The sequence below is a fragment of the Lentimicrobiaceae bacterium genome (assembly GCA_028697555.1).
Taxonomy (GTDB): domain Bacteria; phylum Bacteroidota; class Bacteroidia; order Bacteroidales; family UBA4417; genus UBA4417.
The window spans coordinates 1-19,741 of record JAQVEX010000008.1; the positions used below are offsets into that span (position 1 = coordinate 1).

Below are 19,741 nucleotides of genomic sequence, written 5' to 3' on the forward strand. Positions count from 1 at the left end.
ATTAGCACAAATAGCAGCATTAGCTCCTGCAAAAGCAGTAGGTGATTGATGAACCGTTACCTGCATGCTTTCAGGTGTTTCGAGAGTGCAGCCATTAGCATCGGTGTAGTTGACAAGTACATTATGAGTACCTGCATTAGTCCATTGAACTGTGGCTTGATAAGTACCATTAGCGCTTATGATATTACCTCCGCTTGATAAACTCCATGTGTACCCTTGCATGCCTGCTTCAGTTATGTAAACATATTGCTCATTTACGCAACAGGGTGTGGTGCCTGTAATACTGATTGTTGGTAAAGGATTTACAGTTACAATTTTTTCGGTTATCCTTGCACCGCAATTATGTGAAGTGGAGACTAGAGTTAGAGTTTGTTGACCCACACTAGTCCATTTAACGGATACAGTGCTTGTGTTGTTAGCTCCTATTATTGTACCACCAATAACCGACCAGGAGTAGCTGGTTAGATTTGCAGGGGTTGCATCATAATTGATTACCGAGTTTAAGCAAGCAGTATTGTCACCGTTTATTATTGGGACTGGATCATCTACTACTGTTATGGTTAACGAGGGTGATAAGCCACCAACTCCGCAATTCTCATTATAGCCTCGTACCTGAAGTGTACCACCGGAACCGAGAGTTGGAAAAGTGAGCGTTATGGAATTGGTTAGTGTTGTATCAATACTGCCATCGGGTTTGTGCCAAATGTATTTCTCTGCGGAAGTGATTGGCGGTATCGTGTAGGTCTCTATGCCACCTACGCAGACTGTACCTTCACCTGTTGGGGCTACTGCAGGTGTTACTGGTATTGACATTACCTGAACGACTAAATTATAACTGCCTTCAGTAAGATAGTACCACCAGGTATTAATCATCCTATTATCTCCAAAAGGTCTACTCCAGGAATGACAGCCTGTAACATACGTAGACGTAGGATAAACACATCCTACATCAATATTAGCAGTACCGCCGTAAATACTAGTATCGTCCCAATACACCGGCAGAATTGTAGAGCCTGTCGGTAGTGGTCGCACAATGTCAACCTTTATTCCCCAAGGGTTAGCTTCCATATCCCAAAAAGGCAAGTTGGTTAATCCATGCATATAGGATACACTTGTATTAATGTTATCACCAGCAGATACAGGTTGATTATATCCATTAAGACCATTCCATTTTATGGTATCAACAAGTGAGCAGTCAGGAGAACCTGTAACTTCTCCTGTCAAAACAACATCTTCACCTCCGGCTCCAGCGGGAGGAACATCTATATTTAATGTTATTGTCCCGGGTTGTGTTACTCTTATCAAATAATCTATACTACCATCACAATTACTATTTGTAGATACATTACATATGGTTCCGGGCGTTCCTGTAGGATAAACGTTTATATCGGGATTATTTAAAAATAATTTATACTGGGGCAAATCGCCGCCTGCGGGCCAGTTTGGAGTGGATTTTCTATCTTGAATCCAATTGCCTGTATTGGAAACACCCCATTGGTTACAATATGCCGAAAAAACTCCACCCGCAAGACCATTAAGATCCACAGAGGTAACAATACCGTCGTCGGAATAAACATAAAACTTAGTCATACATATGGGTTGATTTGCATAGGTAGTATTATTTGTAACTTGCCATGCCTTACTCCATAGACGTCCTAATTTCATTCCACTATTAACACTATTTACAGTAATATCAAATCTGCTAACTGTACTGTATGGCACATGTGAACCAGCCAAATCAGAAGCAAACTCAATATAATAATCTCCATTTTTTTGAGGAGTTATTACTAAAGGTGAGTATCCTGCAGGGTTACCTCCACCTATATTAGGTCCGGCATAAGCCTGAGAATGAGTGTTAATGAAACCTGCTTCTCCATCGACGGGCATGAGTTTAAATCCACCCGAAATGTCTATTCCATCAGGGTCTTTAAAACGATAATACATTGCTGTTGTTCCTAAGTTATGGGCAACCTCTCCAAAACCAAAATATATAACTTCTTTTGTATGGTCGGCTATGTGCACATTAAGTCTATATGGTTCGGGGCAGCCATTTTGAGCAAAAAGAGTTCGATGTTCGCCGATATCAGTATATAAACACAATTTGCAACATTGCGAAGCAGGACCATGGGATGGCTCAAGTTCTTTAGTACCTTCGGCATACGCAATAAACGGTAAAAAAAAGATTGAAATACTCAGTACCATCATTTTAAAATGATTGTATATACATTGTATCAATCCTTTTTTTCTCATAAAATTTTTATTGAGGCTATAAAGGTACAATATTTTTATTTTCAAAGTGTTTATTTATCAATAAATAAAATTGCATGCTTACGCAGAAGGCAGAATGGTGCTAAAAACGCCTACTTTTAACAACAAAAAATCTTAATATTACAAAGTAGTTTAGTACCTTTGCACACGAAAAACAATAAATAAATATGGATTATTCGTTCAAAGATATAGAAGAAAAATGGCAAAAACGCTGGCAAGATGAACAGGTTTACGAAACTAAGATAGATGAAGATAAACCTAAGTTTTACGTTTTAGACATGTTTCCTTATCCATCTGGTGCGGGCTTGCATGTCGGTCACCCATTGGGTTACATTGCTTCCGACATTTTTTCAAGATATAAAAAGCTGAAGGGTTTTAATGTCCTTCATCCCATGGGATACGACGCTTTTGGACTACCTGCCGAGCAATACGCTATACAAACAGGTACGCATCCGGCAGTAACCACTGAAAAAAACATTGTTAGATACAGACACCAATTAGACCGTATTGGCTTTTCGTACGATTGGAGCAGAGAAGTTAAGACCTGCGACCCTAAGTATTATCACTGGACGCAATGGGCTTTTGTAAAAATGTTCAACTCGTGGTACAACAATGAAACACAAAAAGCCGAAGATATTTCAACATTGATAAAAGAATTTGAACGAAACGGAAACGTAAATATAAACGCCAGCACGACTTTTAAAGGAACTTTTACAGCCAACGATTGGAACAGCTTTGCCGAAAAAGAGCAACAAGATATTTTGATGAATTACAGAATTGCGTTCAGAGCAGAAAGTTCGGTAAATTGGTGTCCCGAATTGGGAACTGTTCTGGCAAACGATGAGGTTTCGGAAGGTTTGAGCATTAGAGGCGGTTATCCTGTCGAGAAAAAACTCATGATGCAGTGGATGCTTAGAATTACAGCGTATGCAGACAGGCTTTTGGACGGACTTGACGATTTGGACTGGAACGAATCTATTAAAGAAATACAACGCAACTGGATTGGCAAGAGCAAAGGTGCAAGCATTTGGTTTGATATAGAAAATTCGGACAAGAAAATCGAAGTGTTTACTACCAGACCCGATACCATATACGGTGCTACCTTTATGGTTCTAGCACCCGAACACGAACTCGTTGCCGAAATAACAAACAAGGATCAAGAAAAAGCCGTAGCCGACTACGTTGCGTGGACTAATTCAAGAACGGAAGTCGAAAGGATGTCGGAAGTTAAAAAGGTTAGCGGTGAGTTTACAGGTGCATACGCTATTAATCCTTTAAATGGCAACAAAATCCCCATTTGGATAGCCGATTATGTTCTTATGGGGTACGGAACCGGTGCTATTATGGCTGTTCCGGCACACGATAGTCGCGACTTTTTATTTGCCAGACATTTTAATCTTCCCATAATTCAGGTTGTAAAAAACACCAAAGACGAAGTAACCGTTCCTACCGATGAATGGACTGAACCCTACGATTCTAAAGACGGTTATTCCTGCAATTCGGATATAATTAACGGTTTGAGTGTTGAAGAAGCAATAAAAAAGATTATCGAAGAAGTTGAGAATAAACAGATAGGAAAAGCTGTAACAAACTACCGTCTGCGTGATGTTATTTTCAGTCGTCAGCGATATTGGGGTGAGCCGATACCGATATATTACAAAGACGGCATAGCATACAGCTTGAAGGAAGAAGAATTACCACTTTGTTTGCCTAACGTTGATTCGTATCTTCCAACATCAACAGGTGAGCCGCCATTAGCAGGACTTTCAGACTGGAAAACCAATGAAGGCTACCAACTAGAAGTTACCACAATGCCTGGTTTTGCCGGTTCAAGCGCCTACTATCTGAGATATATGGATCCTAAAAACGACAAAGAGCTTGTAAGCCAAAAAGCAATTAATTATTGGCAAAACGTCGATTTGTACGTTGGAGGAGCCGAACACTCAACCGGGCACCTTTTGTATGCTCGATTTTGGAACATGTTTTTGTTCGACCTTGGAATTACTATTTCAACCGAACCTTTCAAAAAAATGATTAACCAAGGCATGATTCAAGGTCGTTCGAGTATTGCGTACAGAATTAAAGGCGAAAATACTTTTGTTTCACATAATTTAATTGGAGATTACGACGTGCAACCTATTCACGTTGATATTGGACTTGTTCATAACGACATCTTGAACATTGAGAAGTTTAAGCAATGGCGTCCCGAGCTTGCTGATGCAGAGTTTATTTTGGAAGATGGTAAATACATTTGCGGTTGGGAAATTGAAAAAATGTCGAAATCGTTGTACAACGTTGTAAACCCCGACGAACTTATAGACCAATACGGAGCCGATACATTAAGAATTTACGAAATGTTTTTAGGTCCTATTGAACAAGCTAAGCCATGGGATACTAACGGCATTGAAGGTGTTAGCAGATTTATCAGAAAGTTTTGGAGACTGTTTCATGATAATAACAACGATTTTGTTGTATCAGACGAAACTCCCACAAAAGATGAATTGAAAATTCTACATAAAACCATAAAAAAAGTTGAAGAAGATATAGAACGTTTCTCTTTCAACACAGGCGTCAGTGCCCTAATGATATGCGTTAACGAACTTACCGACCTTAAATGCAACAAACGCAGCATTTTGAACGACTTGATTATATTAGCTTCGCCTTACGCACCGCACGTTGCCGAAGAATTATGGCATCTTATGGGTAACCAAACATTTGTCGTTGAACAAAAATTTCCTGTATACAATCCTGAATATATAGTGGACGACACATTTAAATACCCTGTTTCGTTTAACGGTAAAACTCGTTTCTTTATCGAACTGCCTGCATCGCTTAGTAATGCTGAGATTGAAGCAGCCGTCAGACAAGCTCCTGAAACAACAAAATGGGTTGCCGATAAGTCAATTAAGAAAATAATTATCGTGCCTAAAAAGATAGTGAACTTTGTTATCGGCTAAAATTCTGATTTATGAATTATAAAAATCAAAATAACAAACAATACAAAGAACGTAAGAAGCCAAAGAACTTAATTTACGGTGTTCATCCAATACTTGAAGCGATTAACAGCGACAAGCAAATTGAAAAAATATTTATTTCACGCGATACAACCACACCTCAGATTAAAGAAATATGGCAACTTGCAAGAGCTAAGCAAATATATATTCAAAAAGTTCCGACAGCAAAACTACAATCACTTACCAACGGCAACCATCAAGGTGTTGCTGCATTTTTGTCTCTTATCGAGTATCAAGATATTGAAGAAATTTTGATGAAATCATTCGAAGAAGGTAAAAATCCTTTTGTATTAGTTTTGGATAGAATAACCGATGTTAGAAATTTCGGAGCGATAGCTCGTACAGCCGAATGCGGCGGAGTTGATTGCATTATCGTGCCATCGCAAGGCAGTGCAATGATTAATTCCGACTCGATAAAAACCTCAGCCGGAGCCCTGAACAGAATACCTATACACAGAAGTCATAATTTAAAAACCACACTCAATTATCTAAAAGGCTCTGGCTTATCAATATATGCTCTTACCGAACATGCAGAAGATTCGTATTACGATGTCAACTTTAACAAGCCTATCGCTATTGTTTTGGGATCCGAAGAAGACGGCATTTCTCCCGAATACTTGAAAATCTGCGATAGCGAAATTAAAATACCTATGGTTGGCAATATTTCGTCGTTAAATGTTTCGGTAGCCGCAGGAATTATTATCTTTGCTTCTGTAAAACAAAGACAAAATATTTAATCTAAATAAATTTGCCTTAAAATATGAACACTCGAATTAAGAAAAACACAACTTTTGCCATTGTATCTCTTTTGGTTCTTACTCTTTTGATTTCTTGTAAAAAAACCGAATATCAGTACCACCACGATGGTAGCCTTGAAGCCGAAATAGTTTACAGAGGGAAAAAACTGCACGGCACTACTAAATGGTATTATCCGATGGGAAACATCAAGCAAATTATTGAATACAAGAACAATAAGATTAACGGCGAGGTGAAAAAGTTTTACCCTACGGGAGAAAAAATGAGTTTGGAAAATTTTGTTGACGATAAATTAGACGGCGAAGCTATATATTGGCAGAAAAACGGAGGCATTTACGAAACACTTAATTACGACAAAGGTTTAAAAAATGGCGAATACATCAGCTACCACCCCAATAAATCAGTAAAAACAGAAGGCGGTTTCTACAACGACCTTTTCGACGGAGAATGGACATATTACGACGAAAACGGTATTACCGTGGGTAAAGGCGTTTTCGATAAGGGTAATGGCGAACTAACATCTTTTGATTTAAGAGGAAAAATTACCAGAAAAGTCAGTTATAAAAACAACATGAAAAACGGCGAGGAAATTTGGTACGATGAAAGTGGCAACGTCTCTAGAACCCTAATTTACGAAGACGATAAATTAGTTACGGAATAAAAACAAACTTGCTATGAATTTTGTTAAACAAATTCTGAAACCACTTTGCGTTATTGCAACTCTTGTTGTGGCACTAGCCTACTCGTGCAATAACAGAGAGTGGAACGATGACCCAAACTTTGAACTAAAATTCAGTAGCGATACCATCTTTTTTGATACGATTTTTACTTCCATCGGGACTTGCACCTACAACATAAAAATATACAACACCAGCAATAAGCCTGTAAATATCAAACAAATTATTTTGAAAAACGGCGAATCATCTCCTTTCAGGATTAATGTTGACGGTGTTAGTGGCACAACTTTCAACGATGTTGAAATATACGCCAACGACAGTTTGTTTTTATTTGCAAAAGCTACGATAGACCCCAACAACACAAGCACACCTTTTATTTGCGAAGACGATATTTTGTTTTTTGTAAATAACTCCAAACAAAATGTTAAACTGTTGGCTTGGGGACAGAATGCTCATTTTTATAATGATAGCACCATAAAAGGCAACATCACTCTCACAAACGACAAGCCACACGTGATTTACAAAACTCTGATTATTGATACCCTGTCGGAAATTAATATTGAAGAAGGCACACAGCTTTGTTTTCACAACGATGCTGCATTGATTGTAAAAAGCGGAGCAAAAATTTTGTCTCACGGAACCCTTGAAAATCCCGTAGTTTTTAGAGGCGATAAATATGCGGCAAATAAGCCTGATATAGATATAGTTCCCGGGCAATGGATAGGGATATTTTTTGAAAACAGTCACTCAAATGTTTTTACTTATACCGAGATCAGGAATGCAAAAGTCGGTTTATATATCGATAGTTGCGATAATAGCCAAACTGCAATAACGCTACACAACTGCCTTATAAGCAATAATGTTAGTTACGGATTACGTTCGGTTAATGCAAATATAATAGCTGCAAATACTGAATTTAGTAATAGCGGTGGTTATTTACTTTCTGTTGAAGGAGCAAGTACGTTAGATTTCAGGCACTGCACGTTTGCAAATTATTTTAGGTTTGGAAGTAGAAAAAGTTCTTCTATCCTTCTAGCTAACACATATTACGACACTAATTTCAATATAATTGCCGCACCAATTAATAATGCTTTGTTTGGGAATTGTATAGTTTACGGTTCTAGAACGGAAGAAATAAACATTAGAAAAGATGACAACAACAATTTTAATGTAATATTTAAAAATTGTTTGATACGTACCGAAAACAACGAAACTTACCAAACACTGTACAATAATTGTGTTTTTAACGAAGAGCCAAAATTTATCGATGTAAATGAATCTAACTTCCTATTAGATTCGCTATCGGCTGCGATAAATATAGGAAATGCCGAAATTATACTAACTTCACCATTGAATATTGAATACGACCGATTAGGAATTAGAAGAGAATTGCAAATTGATGCAGGTTGTTACTCGTATAATAAGACAGTACGTGGGTTGTAGCTTACTCTTAGCTATTGGCTGTTAGCTGATTCGTGTTGCGGGGTTCGAGTTCGACATTTTTGGTCATTTCAATGTTTTCGATTGCTGAAAGTCCCCGCTCGATTTGCAAAATCGAGCGAGCGTGGGTTCGACATTTTTGGTCATTGAGTACCGATATTGAGCGAAGCGAGATATCGGTGTATCGAAATGCCGAAAATGGAGGGAACATTGTCTCCAACACTTCGGCACTTCGATACGCCTTCGGCACTCAGTGACCGAAGTGTTTTAACTCGCACCATTCACCATTCACCAACCACTCATCACCACTTCAAGGTTTTATCAGACATCTATAACAAAACACTTCTACGTTATTAATATTGGGAACGGCGAGAGTTTCCGTAAAAGTAATTTTAATTTTTCTTGATTTAGTATTTTCTCCCTTTACCAATCGCTGATAGCCGACAGTTTTGCCTTTGCCGAACTCTATCCAATTGTTTCCGTCGTGAAATTCAACTTTAAAACCGGCTATATGTTGACCTAACTCAATATACTCTTGAATTTTAACAATGTTAAATTCTTTTATTTCGCCAAAATCGATAATTAAAAATCTGTTGCTGTCGTTATCTGTACATCTCCAATATGTGTTATAATCGCCGTCTATAGCATTAAAAGCCAAAAAATCTGCATTCTCACACGAAGAAGACTCAATTGTAGCGTTTTCGGATATTAAATTGTCCTTGTGTAATTTCTTGATTTCTTTCCCAAAATTTATCAAAGTAGCCGAATCTATCGGGTGAATTTTGCCTTCACGATTTGGAGGAACATTCAGCAACAACGGAATACCCATGCCGACTGTTCGCATATAAATGCTATCTATCAAATAACTGACATCTTTAACGCTTTTATCTTCTTGCGAATGGTAGAACCAACCCGGTCTGATTGAGACATCAGCTTCCGAAACACAAAATAAATTTCCGGTTTCGCTACGACCTTGCTCTCCGTTGTCGATTTTGTCTAAATCAATCAAGCACCAAGCCGGATCGTTTATGTATCCGTCTTCATTACCAACCCATATTGCATCAAGAACATAGTCGGTTCTTTCACCATTTTGATTGAAGTGCCATTTGTTGTCCATCCAAATGCAGGCGTTGAGTTGCAATTCTCTTACAGTCTTGTAAAAACGGTTCAAATCGTAGGTTTGCTTGTTTAAACTTCCCGAAGCTCCGTCAAGCCAGACTTCCACAATTTCCCTTTTGCCTGTTTCGGGATTCATTCTTCCATAATCGCCACTCAAAAGCTCAATCAGCTGATTTACATAAAAATCGTTATAATCGCCTGGTGTAGTATCGCCGTAGCTGACTTCGTGAGCATCCCAAGGTGATAAATATATACCCATGTCCATTCCGTACTTATCACACGATTCAGAAAATTCTCTTGCCAAATCACCTTTGCCGTTCATGTACGGACTGTTAGAAATATTGTAATCGGTCTGCTTTGTTTGCCACAAACAAAACCCGTCGTGGTGCTTCAAAACAATGATTACTCTACCAAAACCTGCCTTTTTGAACAGTCGCACCCATTGGTCAGTATCAATTTTATCAGCAGTCGGATTAAACGAAGTTGCCGGCTCTTTACTTTTGTCGCCCCACTCTATTCCATCATCTCCCGTATATGTGTTTATTCCGTAATGGATAAATCCGGCTAAAGGCGAATGCAAATACTTCATCTGAATGGCATTAGGTCTGGGACTATGCACATCAGAAATTTGTACTTGCGACAGCATGCACTTGCTAAGTAAAATTAAAAAAAGAAATAAAATTAGATATTTTGTTTTCAAGATATACTAATTGGAAAAGCTAAATGATGATTATTTGTCAAGCAAACTTTTCATGGTTTTACCAATAACAGCCGGCGAATCAACCACAACTACACCACTTTCTCTAAGGATTTTCTTTTTCGCTTCAGCAGTGTCGTCTTTACCACCTACAATAGCACCTGCGTGTCCCATTGTTCTTCCTGGAGGAGCAGTAGCTCCTGCAATAAATCCTACTACCGGCTTAGTGCCATATTCTTTAATATATTTTGCTGCTTCGGCTTCCATAGTACCTCCTATTTCGCCAATCATAACAATACCCTTAGTTTCGGGGTCTTTCATAAAAAGTTCTATAGCTTCTTTGGTTGTTAGTCCAATTATTGGGTCTCCGCCTATACCAACAGCAGTACTTTGTCCAAGTCCAGCTCTTGTAAGCTGATCAACAGCTTCGTATGTAAGAGTTCCCGACCTTGAAACAATACCTACAACGCCTTTTTTATGAATAAAACCAGGCATTATTCCTACTTTAGCTTCTTCGGGAGTTATAACACCAGGGCAGTTTGGACCAATTAAGGTACAATCTTTATTTTTGATAAAGTCCTTAACTTTAATCATATCGTTCACCGGAATACCTTCGGTAATGCATACTATTACTTTTATTCCAGCTAATGCCGATTCTAAAATAGCGTCGGCTGCAAATGCAGGCGGAACAAAAATAACTGAAACGTCGGCTCCGTGTTTTTCAACCGTCTCTGACACTGTATTATACACGGGTACTCCAAAAATCTCAGTTCCACCTTTACCCGGAGAAACTCCTGCAACGACCTGAGTGCCGTATTCTAACATCTGTTGTGCGTGGAAAGAACCTTCGCTACCTGTAATGCCTTGTACTATTACTTTTGAATTTTTATTTACTAATATACTCATATGCGATTTTTTTTCAAAGATAAAACTTCTGTCTTATTTGCGAACTATTTATGTTTTTTTTGAAAATTTAAGCGTACACACTCATATAGAATTTCAAACTATCAGCAATAATTTCTTTTGAAACACTGCAAACTTCAAACTCTCCTCCTAAATCTTTAAGCAATGAAAAATTGATTTTACCTATGCTTGTATTCTTCTTATCACTGTGCATAAGTCTTACAACATCATCTATGTTTTCTTCCTTAAAATTATAATACTCAAAGTTGTTTTTAGTAATACCACACACTTCTTTTACAACACTTTTGGGAAAATTGCACAATACTTCCGACAAATACAACTCGGCAACTACACCTATCGCTACAGCCTCGCCGTGGGTGAGTTCGGGAGCCAAACTTTCTTTGAAATTAAATGCCTCTATAGCATGAGCGACCGTATGTCCGAAATTAAGCATTTTTCTCTGCCCTTTTTCGTACATATCGTTTTCAACTATTGCCTGCTTTATCGTAGCCGACTTTGCAATTTCATCATAATTTAAAATCTGCTCGGGAAATTGCTTAACAACAAAATTTTGGTAATAACTTTTGTCGCTAAGTAGTGCATGTTTAATCATCTCGGCGTAGCCGGCTCTTAAATGCTTAATTGGAAGAGTTTGCAAAAAATCGGGATAAATAAACAAACCTTCGGGCTGATAAAAAGTGCCTATCTGATTTTTGAATCCCGAAAAGTTTATTCCGGTCTTCCCTCCAATAGCCGCATCAACCATTGCCAATAATGTTGTAGGCACATTGATGTACGATATACCTCTGTGATAAGTTGAAGCTACAAAACCTCCAATGTCGGAAACAGTACCTCCGCCAATATTAACAAGCAAACTGTTTCTGTTGGCTTCTAAAAATAACATCTGTTTCCACAAATCAATAACTTGCTCAATGTTTTTTGAATTTTCAGAAGCTTCTATTTCAAAAACTTTAAAATTGTATTGGCTTATAATATTTTCCAATATGGGAAAACATAATTTTTTTGTATTAGTATCGCACAATACAATTATTAAATTAGGATTAATTTGCTTTAATTCGCCTTCAAAATCTTTTAATGATGCGGATTTAAAAATATTCATACAAGAAAACATTTATACAAAAGTAAGGAATTTACCGAATTCATATTTATATTTTCAAGTTATTTTGCAATACGCACAACACATCGCAACATATGTTGCTTTAAAACAAAATTAATTTAAGATATATTTTTTTAATTTTGTTTAAAAATTTAATACTTTTGTAGTTTCATTTTTAAATGTTTATACGATGATTAATTTTAATGATACCCAAACAGCTTTTGAATACAAAAGCACAAGCAGTTTAAAACAATCGAAATTATTGTTTAAAACTATAGCTAGCAATACAATGGTAAAAATGGGAAAAGCTATGGCAAATACAGCCATAAAAATCAAATTCCCTATAGGTTGGGCAATAAAACCAACCTTGTACAAGCACTTTGTAGGAGGCGAAACTCTGAACGACTGTGAAAAAACAGTAGAATTACTCAACAAGTATAACGTAAAAACCATATTGGATTATTCGGTTGAAGGCTCAACCGACCGTTTGCATATGGAAGCTACGCTTCAAGAAACATTAGCATCGGTAATTCATGCTGCTAAACATCCAAACATTCCGTTTGCAGTTTTTAAACCTACGGCTTTTGCTTCAAAAGAACTACTTACACGTATTGCCGATAATAGCAACTTGTACGAAAAAGAAAAAGATGATAAAGAGTTTTTTGAAAATTCGGTAGAAACCCTGTGCAAAACAGCTTACGAAAATGATATTCCTATCATGATTGATGCTGAAGACTCGTGGTATCAAGAATACTTAGATGACCTCATCGAAAAGCTTATGATTAAATACAACACCGAAAAGGGAATTGTTTTTAATACCTATCAGATGTACAGAACCGACAGATTGGAATATCTTAAAGGTCAGCTTGAAAGAGCAAAAGCTCAAAACTTTATTATTGGAGCTAAATTTGTTCGCGGAGCATATATGGAAAAAGAAAGAGAACGTGCTGCACTAAAAGGTTACCCATCACCAATTCAGCCCGACAAAATCTCGACCGATAAACACTTTGACGCCGGAATTGAATTTGCAGTCGATAATATCGAAAAATTTGCAATATTCTGCGGTACGCACAACGAAAAAAGCAATTTGAGATTAGCCGAACATATGGTTGAAAAAAATATCAGCCCAAATGACAATAGAATTTGGTTCTCGCAACTATATGGAATGAGCGACCACATCAGCTTTAACTTGGCTAAAGCAGGATACAATGTTGCCAAATATACTCCTTACGGCAAAGTTAATAGCATACTTCCATACCTTATCCGTAGAGCCGAAGAAAACACTTCGGTTGCCGGACAAACAAGTAGAGAATTATCGTTAATTAACGCCGAACTCAAAAGAAGAGGCAACAAGGCATAGTACTAATAACTGATTGTTTTCTTGATTTCAACTTCTAAAATTAAATTTTATATCTGATGAAATATAATTTTATTGGATAAATATCGTTATTGCTTAATTATTAACACTATTAATTTAAACAAAATGCTATACAACAAAAGAGGACTACTACTAACAATTACACTCATCATCACGACAATATTCGGCACATGTTTATTTGCTCAGGAAAGGACTCCCGACGATGACCTAAAAGACGAAAAAGCTGCTACTCAAATTATGTTGCGTATTTTGGGCAACGATAGCGAAAAAATTAATTTTCAGATTATACCCAAAAAAGACAATGAAGACGTTTATAGGGTTACAGCCAAAAACGGTAGTGTTACCGTCAGAGGTTCATCAGTAATTGCCATGGCACACGGTGCATACCGTTATTTGCAAGATGCTTGTAATTTTCAATACAGCCGATACGGAAAAAGCAGCAACCTACCCAAACCTCTTCCTGAATACGAAATTCCTCAAACAACTATGAAATATAAAGTGTTTTCGTACCTAGACTTTAACACCTTTGGTAACGAAGTTGCTTACTGGAATTGGCACGATTGGGAAAGAGAATTGGACTTCATGGCTATAAACGGAATAAATGTTGCGCCGGCAATGCTTGGTCAGGAAATTGTATGGCAAAAAGTTTATAGGAAGTTGGGAATTTCAGGCAAACAATTAGATAATTTCTTTTCAAGCCCTGCTTATCAGCCTTGGCAACAAAGAGGTAATTTTGCCGGACTAAACAAACCCTTGCCTCAATCGTATATAGTAAACTCTTCTGAAATTCAACAAAAAATACTTATCAGAATGGAACAGTTTGGAATGACGCCTATAATTCCCGTCTTTAACGGTGTTGTTCCTAAAGAGTACATTACCAAAAATAGCAGTGTTGTTTCGCACAAAGTTAGCAACTGGAACAATTTAAGCAATCAGTACGAAGCTCACATCTTAACACCCGGAACTACAAACTTTTTAACCTTAGGAATACAGTTTTTAGAAGAATATATCAATACCTATAAAAAGTTCTATACCAAAAATGCATACTATAGTTGTAAATTCCCTGACCTCAGCGAACAACAACTGACACAAAGTGGTATAAGCCAAAAGATGACTCTTTTGGGACGCAGTATTATGGACGTTATAAAAGCCATAGATGAAAAAGGTGTTTGGATTGTTAATATGTCGCCGAACGGCAACAACGCTTTTGAAAATTCGTACAATGCAAAAAAACTTATAGAAAGTGCTGCAAAAGAAGATGTTATAATTTACTACAATGTAGATCCAAAAGAAACTGAAAACTTAAAACTTCCGAATGAGCTAAGTAAATGGCATTGGGTACTAAACTTAAAAACTAATTATTCCGATAATCTTGCTATCCCATTCTTCATAGGAAATAACAATATTACTGAAATAACTAATTCTATACCCAACAATATTGGTGTAGGCTACGCTCCAGAAAATATTTACTCCGACGATATTAACCTTTTCTTAATTTCCAATACCGGCGCAGATAGTACTAGTAGTTTTAAAAACCTGATTGATAAATTTGCCAAAACCAGATACAATACCACCGAAAACAACTTAACTTTCGCATGGATGAGTTATTTATACCATATGGATAACAATAACTTCTATCCGATTTTTATCAATAATCCCCAAAAAAACTATAGTATTAGCTCTCCAAAGATTTCTGATTTTAAACATATTGCTTTAGAAATTTTAGATATAGCTAAAAAAACTAAAGACAAACTAAGCCCAACATTACAAGCCGACCTGGTACAATTTACGGCAACCTATGCTACCGATGTTATCAACTTGCTTTTAAAACAGGCTTTAGTGAGCATCTCCGAAAACGATAACCGTAAAGCTAACGAGTACTCAAGCAAAGCTTTTGAACTTATGGAAATGTTAGACGGATTAATTGCGCTTAACATTAACAACAACCTAAACTATATTACCAACAAAGCCATAAAAATTGGGTATAATAAAGAAGATACGTTGTACTATACCAAAGATATTAAGCGAATGGTTCTGTACGAAAGCCCATACACCGATTGCCAACCGGGAAAATACAAAACTAAACTTTGGAGCGGAGTAATAAAAAACTTTTACATGCCTACGTGGAAAAGGTTTATACAAAATTGCAGCAATAAAAGGCAAATGGACTACAATTCCTATTGTTTGCAATGGGTAGATTCGGACAAAAAGTTATCACTTCCAATGACAGCAGGTTTTGCAGTTAATTTTGCCGAAAAAGTTATAGAAAAAGCGGCTCTGTACGAAACTGAAACGCTACCATCAATTGTTCATAATTTCGTGTTTAAATCAACTAATGATTTTGAATTAAGAATGACGCCTATAGATAATTCGGGAACAATATACTATACTACTGACGGAACCATGCCAAATGCAATGTCTTTAAAATATTCGAGTCCAATCAATACCGAAAATTCTAAAATAATAAAAGCAATTGTTGAAGATAACAATAAGTTCAGTTCAGTTACTACAATCAACATTCCACCTTCGCTGTATAAATCTTACACCATTTCTCCTGTTGACAGACATTCAACCGAAATTGTGGATAGAAACACCTTGAACAACGGCGCTTTCGCCGACAATAATAAAAACGATTATAATTGGGCTACACTCAAATATCAAACTTCTTCAGTTACTTTCAATTTAAACGAAACTACCGAAATAAATAACATCAGAGTGGGCTTGTACTCATCGGCTTCCGACAATATTCTATTGCCGAATATAATTATGGTTGAAACTTCCGAAGATGGAACGTCGTACAAAAACGTTTCAAACAAAACAATACCCAAAGACGATAATTTGTCGGGAAAATTTAATGTAGACATCGATTTCACAAGCACTAAAACCAAGTTTGTACGTATTACATTCCATTGCCACAGCAATATTTCATCAAAAGTTGAAAACAGTTTATATATAGACGAAATAACCATAAAATAGCCTGTAACTCTGCTTAATTCAGTAGATGCAGGAATCCTTACCGACTTCAAACACATTTTTCCTTCCGAAAAATATTTTCAAAAATTAGGAAATTTGTAATGATAGTCGGTTTTTTATTACCTTTGTAGTCCTAAATCGTTGCTTCTTCGATGTGAGTAACGTGGCGGAGCTGTGCGAAGCTCTCAAAATTAACAACACAAATATTTTAAAATGCAAAAAAGATTCGCTTTAATAGGAGCTGCTGGATACATTGCTCCAAGACATATGAAAGCTATTAAAGATACGGGAAACATCCTTGTGTCTGCGTTAGACGTCTTTGATAGCGTTGGTATTATTGACTCTTACTTTCCTGATGCTTCATTTTTTACCGAGCCCGAACGTTTCGATAGGCACCTTGATAAGCTCAGACGCATAAAAGGTCAGGAAGTTGAATACGTGAGCATATGCTCGCCCAACTACCTGCACGATGCTCATATCAGAATGGCTTTACGTAACGAAGCTAATGCAATTTGCGAAAAGCCTTTGGTTCTTAATCCGTGGAATATTGATGCTTTAGAAGAAATTGAGAAAGAAACAGGAAAAAATATTTACACAATTTTACAACTACGCCTACATCCTGCGGTTATTGGCTTGAAACAAAAAATCGACAATAGCCCAAAAGACAAAATACACGATGTTGACCTTACTTACATAACCAGCAGGGGAAAATGGTATTTTTATTCGTGGAAAGGAGATGTGAAAAAATCAGGCGGATTATCTGCCAACATTGGAATACACTTCTTTGATATGCTGACTTGGATTTTTGGCGATGTTGAAGATATTAGCTTAAACCAAAAAGAAGATTCAATTGTTAGCGGCAACATTAAATTTAAAAAAGCCAATGTCAGATGGCTACTTAGCGTTGACGAAAACCAACTTCCTGCTGATTGTAAGAAAGAAGGTAAACGAACTTTCAGAAATATTGTTGTCGACGGCGAACCTGTTGAGTTTAGTCAAGGTTTCACCGACCTACACACCGTTAGTTACCAAAACATCTTAGATGGAAAAGGATTTGGACTAAATGACGCAAGAAAAAGTATTGAAATTGTCAGTACAATAAAAAACATGTGATAATTATAAATACTCCGATATGTTATTCAATATAAACAATTTTATAAAACACTTGTATTACGACGAAGATATTGTTATTCCCGACAATATTATTTCAGAAGTAAGCGACAACTTTAATTTTTTAGATGAATTTGCCAAAGGCAAAATAATTTACGGTATTAATACGGGTTTTGGTCCTATGTCGCAACATAAGATTGAGCCAAAAAACTTAAATCAGTTGCAGTACAACCTTATCAGAAGCCATTGTACAGGCTCTGGTGTTCCAATTCCGCAACGATACGTAAAATCTGCAATGATATGCAGATTACTATCGCTGTGCAAGGCTAAATCGGGTATACACCCCGACGCTATACTGCTACTACGCGATATGATTAACAACAACATTATTCCTGTTGTTTATTCGCATGGAAGTGTTGGCGCAAGCGGCGACTTAGTACAGTTGGCACACATTGCTCTTGCCATGATTGGCGAAGGCGAAGTTTTTTACGAAAACAAAGTGATGAAAGCCAAAGACGCCTTCAAAAAATGCAAACTTAAGCCCTTAAAGGTACATATACGTGAAGGGCTGTCGCTAATAAACGGCACTTCGGTAATGACCGGTATTGCTGTTGTTAACATAATTCACGCCAGAAATCTTATCAACTTGGCTTTATGCCTTTCGGCAATGGTTAACGAGTTGGTTGAAAGTTTCGACGACACCTTTTCGCAAGAACTTAACTGCAGCAAACTACACTACGGTCAGAAGCATGCTGCTCATATGGTTAGCAATATATTACGCGACAGCAAACTGCTTAAGAAAAGGGACAAATCTCTTTACAAAAAGAATAATCAGAAGAATGAGATAATTTCCGAAAGAGTGCAAGAGTACTACTCTTTAAGATGCTTCCCACAAGTTTTAGGACCAATCATCGATACTATCGAATATGCCGAAAATGTTATAATAAACGAAGCCAATTCATCTAACGATAATCCTGTGGTCGACACATTCACAAAAACAGTTTATCACGGTTGCAACTTCCACGGCGATTATATTTCCTTAGAAATGGATAAAGTGAAAATATGCATGACCAAACTATCTATGCTGATTGAAAGACAATTGAACTTTTTACTTAATCCTAAACTAAATGAAAGATTTCCTGCATTTCTGAACTTGGGCAAATTGGGCTTAAACCTTGGAATGCAAGCCATGCAGTTCACTGCTACATCAACCACAGCCGAAAACCAAACTTTGAGCTTCCCCAATTACGTTCACAGTATTCCTAACAACTTAGATAATCAGGATATAGTGAGTATGGGAACAAACTCGGCTCTGATAGCCCAAAAAGTAATAAACAACACTTACGAAATAATGTCTATTTACGTAATTGCGGTGTTGCAAGCGTACCGAATAGTGAACAAATTCGATAAAATGGCATCGGCTACGTTAGATTTTTATAAAGAATTTGACCAAATAGCACCTGTTTTTATTGAAGACACAACAAAATACGATGTAATAAGAGATGTAACCGGTTATTTGAAAAATCAGTCCTTACAAAAATATTTATCAACAATAGTATAATGAAACACGCATTAGTTACAGGAGGTTCGAGAGGCATAGGCAGAGCTATATGTATAGAACTGTCGAACTTGGGCTACAACGTTATTATCAACTACAAAGGCAACAAGGCTGCCGCCGAAGAAACCCTTAATATGATAAAAAATAACGGCAAAAGCGCCGAATTGCTTCAGTTCGACATTTCAAATGTTGATGAAGTTGATAGCCAATTAGAAAAGTGGTTTAACAATAACGAAGGCAGTTATATTTCGGTGTTGGTTAATAACGCCGGTATAAGAAACGACAGTTTGATGCTTTGGATGCAAAACGAACAATGGAAAAATGTTATTGATACTAACTTAAACGGATTTTTCTACGTAACCCGTCGCTTAATAAAAGATATGCTGGTGCGTAAGTCAGGACGCATAATAAATATTGTTTCGCTTTCGGGAATTAAAGGATTGCCCGGTCAAACCAACTACTCGGCTGCAAAGGCAGCAGTTATTGGAGCTACAAAGGCATTGGCTCAAGAAGTTGGCAGAAAAGGCGTTACCGTTAATGCTATCGCTCCGGGATACATTAAATCGGAAATGACTGAAGATTTAGACGAGAAAGAACTGTCGAAACTTGTCCCTGTAAACCGTTTTGGACTGCCCGAAGAAGTAGCTTACCTCGTAGGCGTTCTGACCAACGAAAGAGCGGCATATATTACAGGCGAGGTAATATCAGTAAACGGAGGTATTCACACGTAA

13 protein-coding genes are annotated in these 19,741 nt (G+C 37.1%); 9 read left to right on the plus strand and 4 right to left on the minus strand.

Going from position 1 to position 19,741, the window contains the following annotated elements; genetic code table 11:
- The coding region (locus PHP31_02020; GenBank protein MDD3738056.1) for a hypothetical protein at positions 1-2,250 on the minus strand (2,250 nt) is incomplete at its 3' end.
- Between the two features lie 185 nt (positions 2,251-2,435).
- On the opposite strand from PHP31_02020, the gene leuS reads away from it, so the two are divergent.
- Genes leuS through PHP31_02040 form a run of 4 tightly spaced genes read left to right on the plus strand, consistent with a single transcriptional unit; the run spans position 2,436 to position 8,158 of the window.
- Entirely contained in the window at positions 2,436-5,225 is a 2,790-nt protein-coding gene (gene leuS, locus PHP31_02025) for a leucine--tRNA ligase (GenBank protein MDD3738057.1), read from the plus strand.
- An 11-nt stretch (positions 5,226-5,236) separates the two neighbouring features.
- Positions 5,237-6,019: a 23S rRNA (guanosine(2251)-2'-O)-methyltransferase RlmB gene (gene rlmB / locus PHP31_02030; GenBank protein MDD3738058.1), complete on the plus strand. Its 783-nt coding sequence runs from the start codon at positions 5,237-5,239 to the stop codon at positions 6,017-6,019.
- A gap of 23 nt (positions 6,020-6,042) precedes the next feature.
- Positions 6,043-6,699 carry a toxin-antitoxin system YwqK family antitoxin gene (locus PHP31_02035; GenBank protein ID MDD3738059.1) on the plus strand — a complete coding sequence of 219 codons (657 nt, stop codon included), beginning with the start codon at positions 6,043-6,045 and terminating at the stop codon, positions 6,697-6,699.
- A 13-nt stretch (positions 6,700-6,712) separates the two neighbouring features.
- Complete coding sequence (locus PHP31_02040) at positions 6,713-8,158, plus strand: right-handed parallel beta-helix repeat-containing protein (GenBank protein MDD3738060.1); 1,446 nt, start codon at positions 6,713-6,715, stop codon at positions 8,156-8,158.
- Positions 8,159-8,465: 307 nt separating this feature from the next.
- Here PHP31_02040 and PHP31_02045 read toward each other — a convergent pair whose 3' ends face one another.
- The 3 genes from PHP31_02045 to aroB all read right to left on the minus strand — a co-directional run bounded on the left by PHP31_02045 (position 8,466) and on the right by aroB (position 11,994).
- The gene (locus PHP31_02045) at positions 8,466-9,920 is read right to left on the minus strand and encodes an alpha-L-fucosidase (GenBank protein MDD3738061.1); all 1,455 of its coding nucleotides are present in this window, start codon (positions 9,918-9,920) and stop codon (positions 8,466-8,468) included.
- Between the two features lie 84 nt (positions 9,921-10,004).
- Complete coding sequence (sucD, locus tag PHP31_02050; GenBank protein MDD3738062.1) at positions 10,005-10,877, minus strand: succinate--CoA ligase subunit alpha; 873 nt, start codon at positions 10,875-10,877, stop codon at positions 10,005-10,007.
- 67 nt (positions 10,878-10,944) lie between these two features.
- Positions 10,945-11,994, minus strand: coding sequence for a 3-dehydroquinate synthase (gene aroB / locus PHP31_02055; protein MDD3738063.1), 1,050 nt, complete (start codon positions 11,992-11,994; stop codon positions 10,945-10,947).
- Positions 11,995-12,181: 187 nt separating this feature from the next.
- On the opposite strand from aroB, the gene PHP31_02060 reads away from it, so the two are divergent.
- The 5 genes from PHP31_02060 to fabG all read left to right on the plus strand — a co-directional run bounded on the left by PHP31_02060 (position 12,182) and on the right by fabG (position 19,741).
- Positions 12,182-13,351: a proline dehydrogenase family protein gene (locus PHP31_02060; protein ID MDD3738064.1), complete on the plus strand. Its 1,170-nt coding sequence runs from the start codon at positions 12,182-12,184 to the stop codon at positions 13,349-13,351.
- Positions 13,352-13,474: 123 nt separating this feature from the next.
- Entirely contained in the window at positions 13,475-16,345 is a 2,871-nt protein-coding gene (locus PHP31_02065) for an alpha-N-acetylglucosaminidase TIM-barrel domain-containing protein (GenBank protein MDD3738065.1), read from the plus strand.
- 210 nt (positions 16,346-16,555) lie between these two features.
- Positions 16,556-17,455, plus strand: coding sequence for a Gfo/Idh/MocA family oxidoreductase (locus PHP31_02070; GenBank protein ID MDD3738066.1), 900 nt, complete (start codon positions 16,556-16,558; stop codon positions 17,453-17,455).
- 19 nt (positions 17,456-17,474) lie between these two features.
- Positions 17,475-19,013, plus strand: a complete 1,539-nt coding sequence (locus PHP31_02075) for an aromatic amino acid ammonia-lyase (GenBank protein ID MDD3738067.1) — start codon at positions 17,475-17,477, stop codon at positions 19,011-19,013.
- Complete coding sequence (gene fabG / locus PHP31_02080) at positions 19,013-19,741, plus strand: 3-oxoacyl-ACP reductase FabG (protein MDD3738068.1); 729 nt, start codon at positions 19,013-19,015, stop codon at positions 19,739-19,741. Before PHP31_02075 ends, fabG begins: the two co-directional genes overlap by 1 nt.

What these genes read in the sequence shown, in the direction of transcription:
- leuS (MDD3738057.1), top strand. Translation starts at nt 2,436, where the DNA reads ATGGATTATTCGTTCAAAGATATAGAAGAAAAATGGCAAAAACGCTGG.
- rlmB (MDD3738058.1), top strand. Translation starts at nt 5,237, where the DNA reads ATGAATTATAAAAATCAAAATAACAAACAATACAAAGAACGTAAGAAG.
- PHP31_02035 (MDD3738059.1), top strand. Translation starts at nt 6,043, where the DNA reads ATGAACACTCGAATTAAGAAAAACACAACTTTTGCCATTGTATCTCTT.
- PHP31_02040 (MDD3738060.1), top strand. Translation starts at nt 6,713, where the DNA reads ATGAATTTTGTTAAACAAATTCTGAAACCACTTTGCGTTATTGCAACT.
- PHP31_02045 (MDD3738061.1), bottom strand. Translation starts at nt 9,920, where the DNA reads ATGCTGTCGCAAGTACAAATTTCTGATGTGCATAGTCCCAGACCTAAT.
- sucD (MDD3738062.1), bottom strand. Translation starts at nt 10,877, where the DNA reads ATGAGTATATTAGTAAATAAAAATTCAAAAGTAATAGTACAAGGCATT.
- aroB (MDD3738063.1), bottom strand. Translation starts at nt 11,994, where the DNA reads ATGAATATTTTTAAATCCGCATCATTAAAAGATTTTGAAGGCGAATTA.
- PHP31_02060 (MDD3738064.1), top strand. Translation starts at nt 12,182, where the DNA reads ATGATTAATTTTAATGATACCCAAACAGCTTTTGAATACAAAAGCACA.
- PHP31_02065 (MDD3738065.1), top strand. Translation starts at nt 13,475, where the DNA reads ATGCTATACAACAAAAGAGGACTACTACTAACAATTACACTCATCATC.
- PHP31_02070 (MDD3738066.1), top strand. Translation starts at nt 16,556, where the DNA reads ATGCAAAAAAGATTCGCTTTAATAGGAGCTGCTGGATACATTGCTCCA.
- PHP31_02075 (MDD3738067.1), top strand. Translation starts at nt 17,475, where the DNA reads ATGTTATTCAATATAAACAATTTTATAAAACACTTGTATTACGACGAA.
- fabG (MDD3738068.1), top strand. Translation starts at nt 19,013, where the DNA reads ATGAAACACGCATTAGTTACAGGAGGTTCGAGAGGCATAGGCAGAGCT.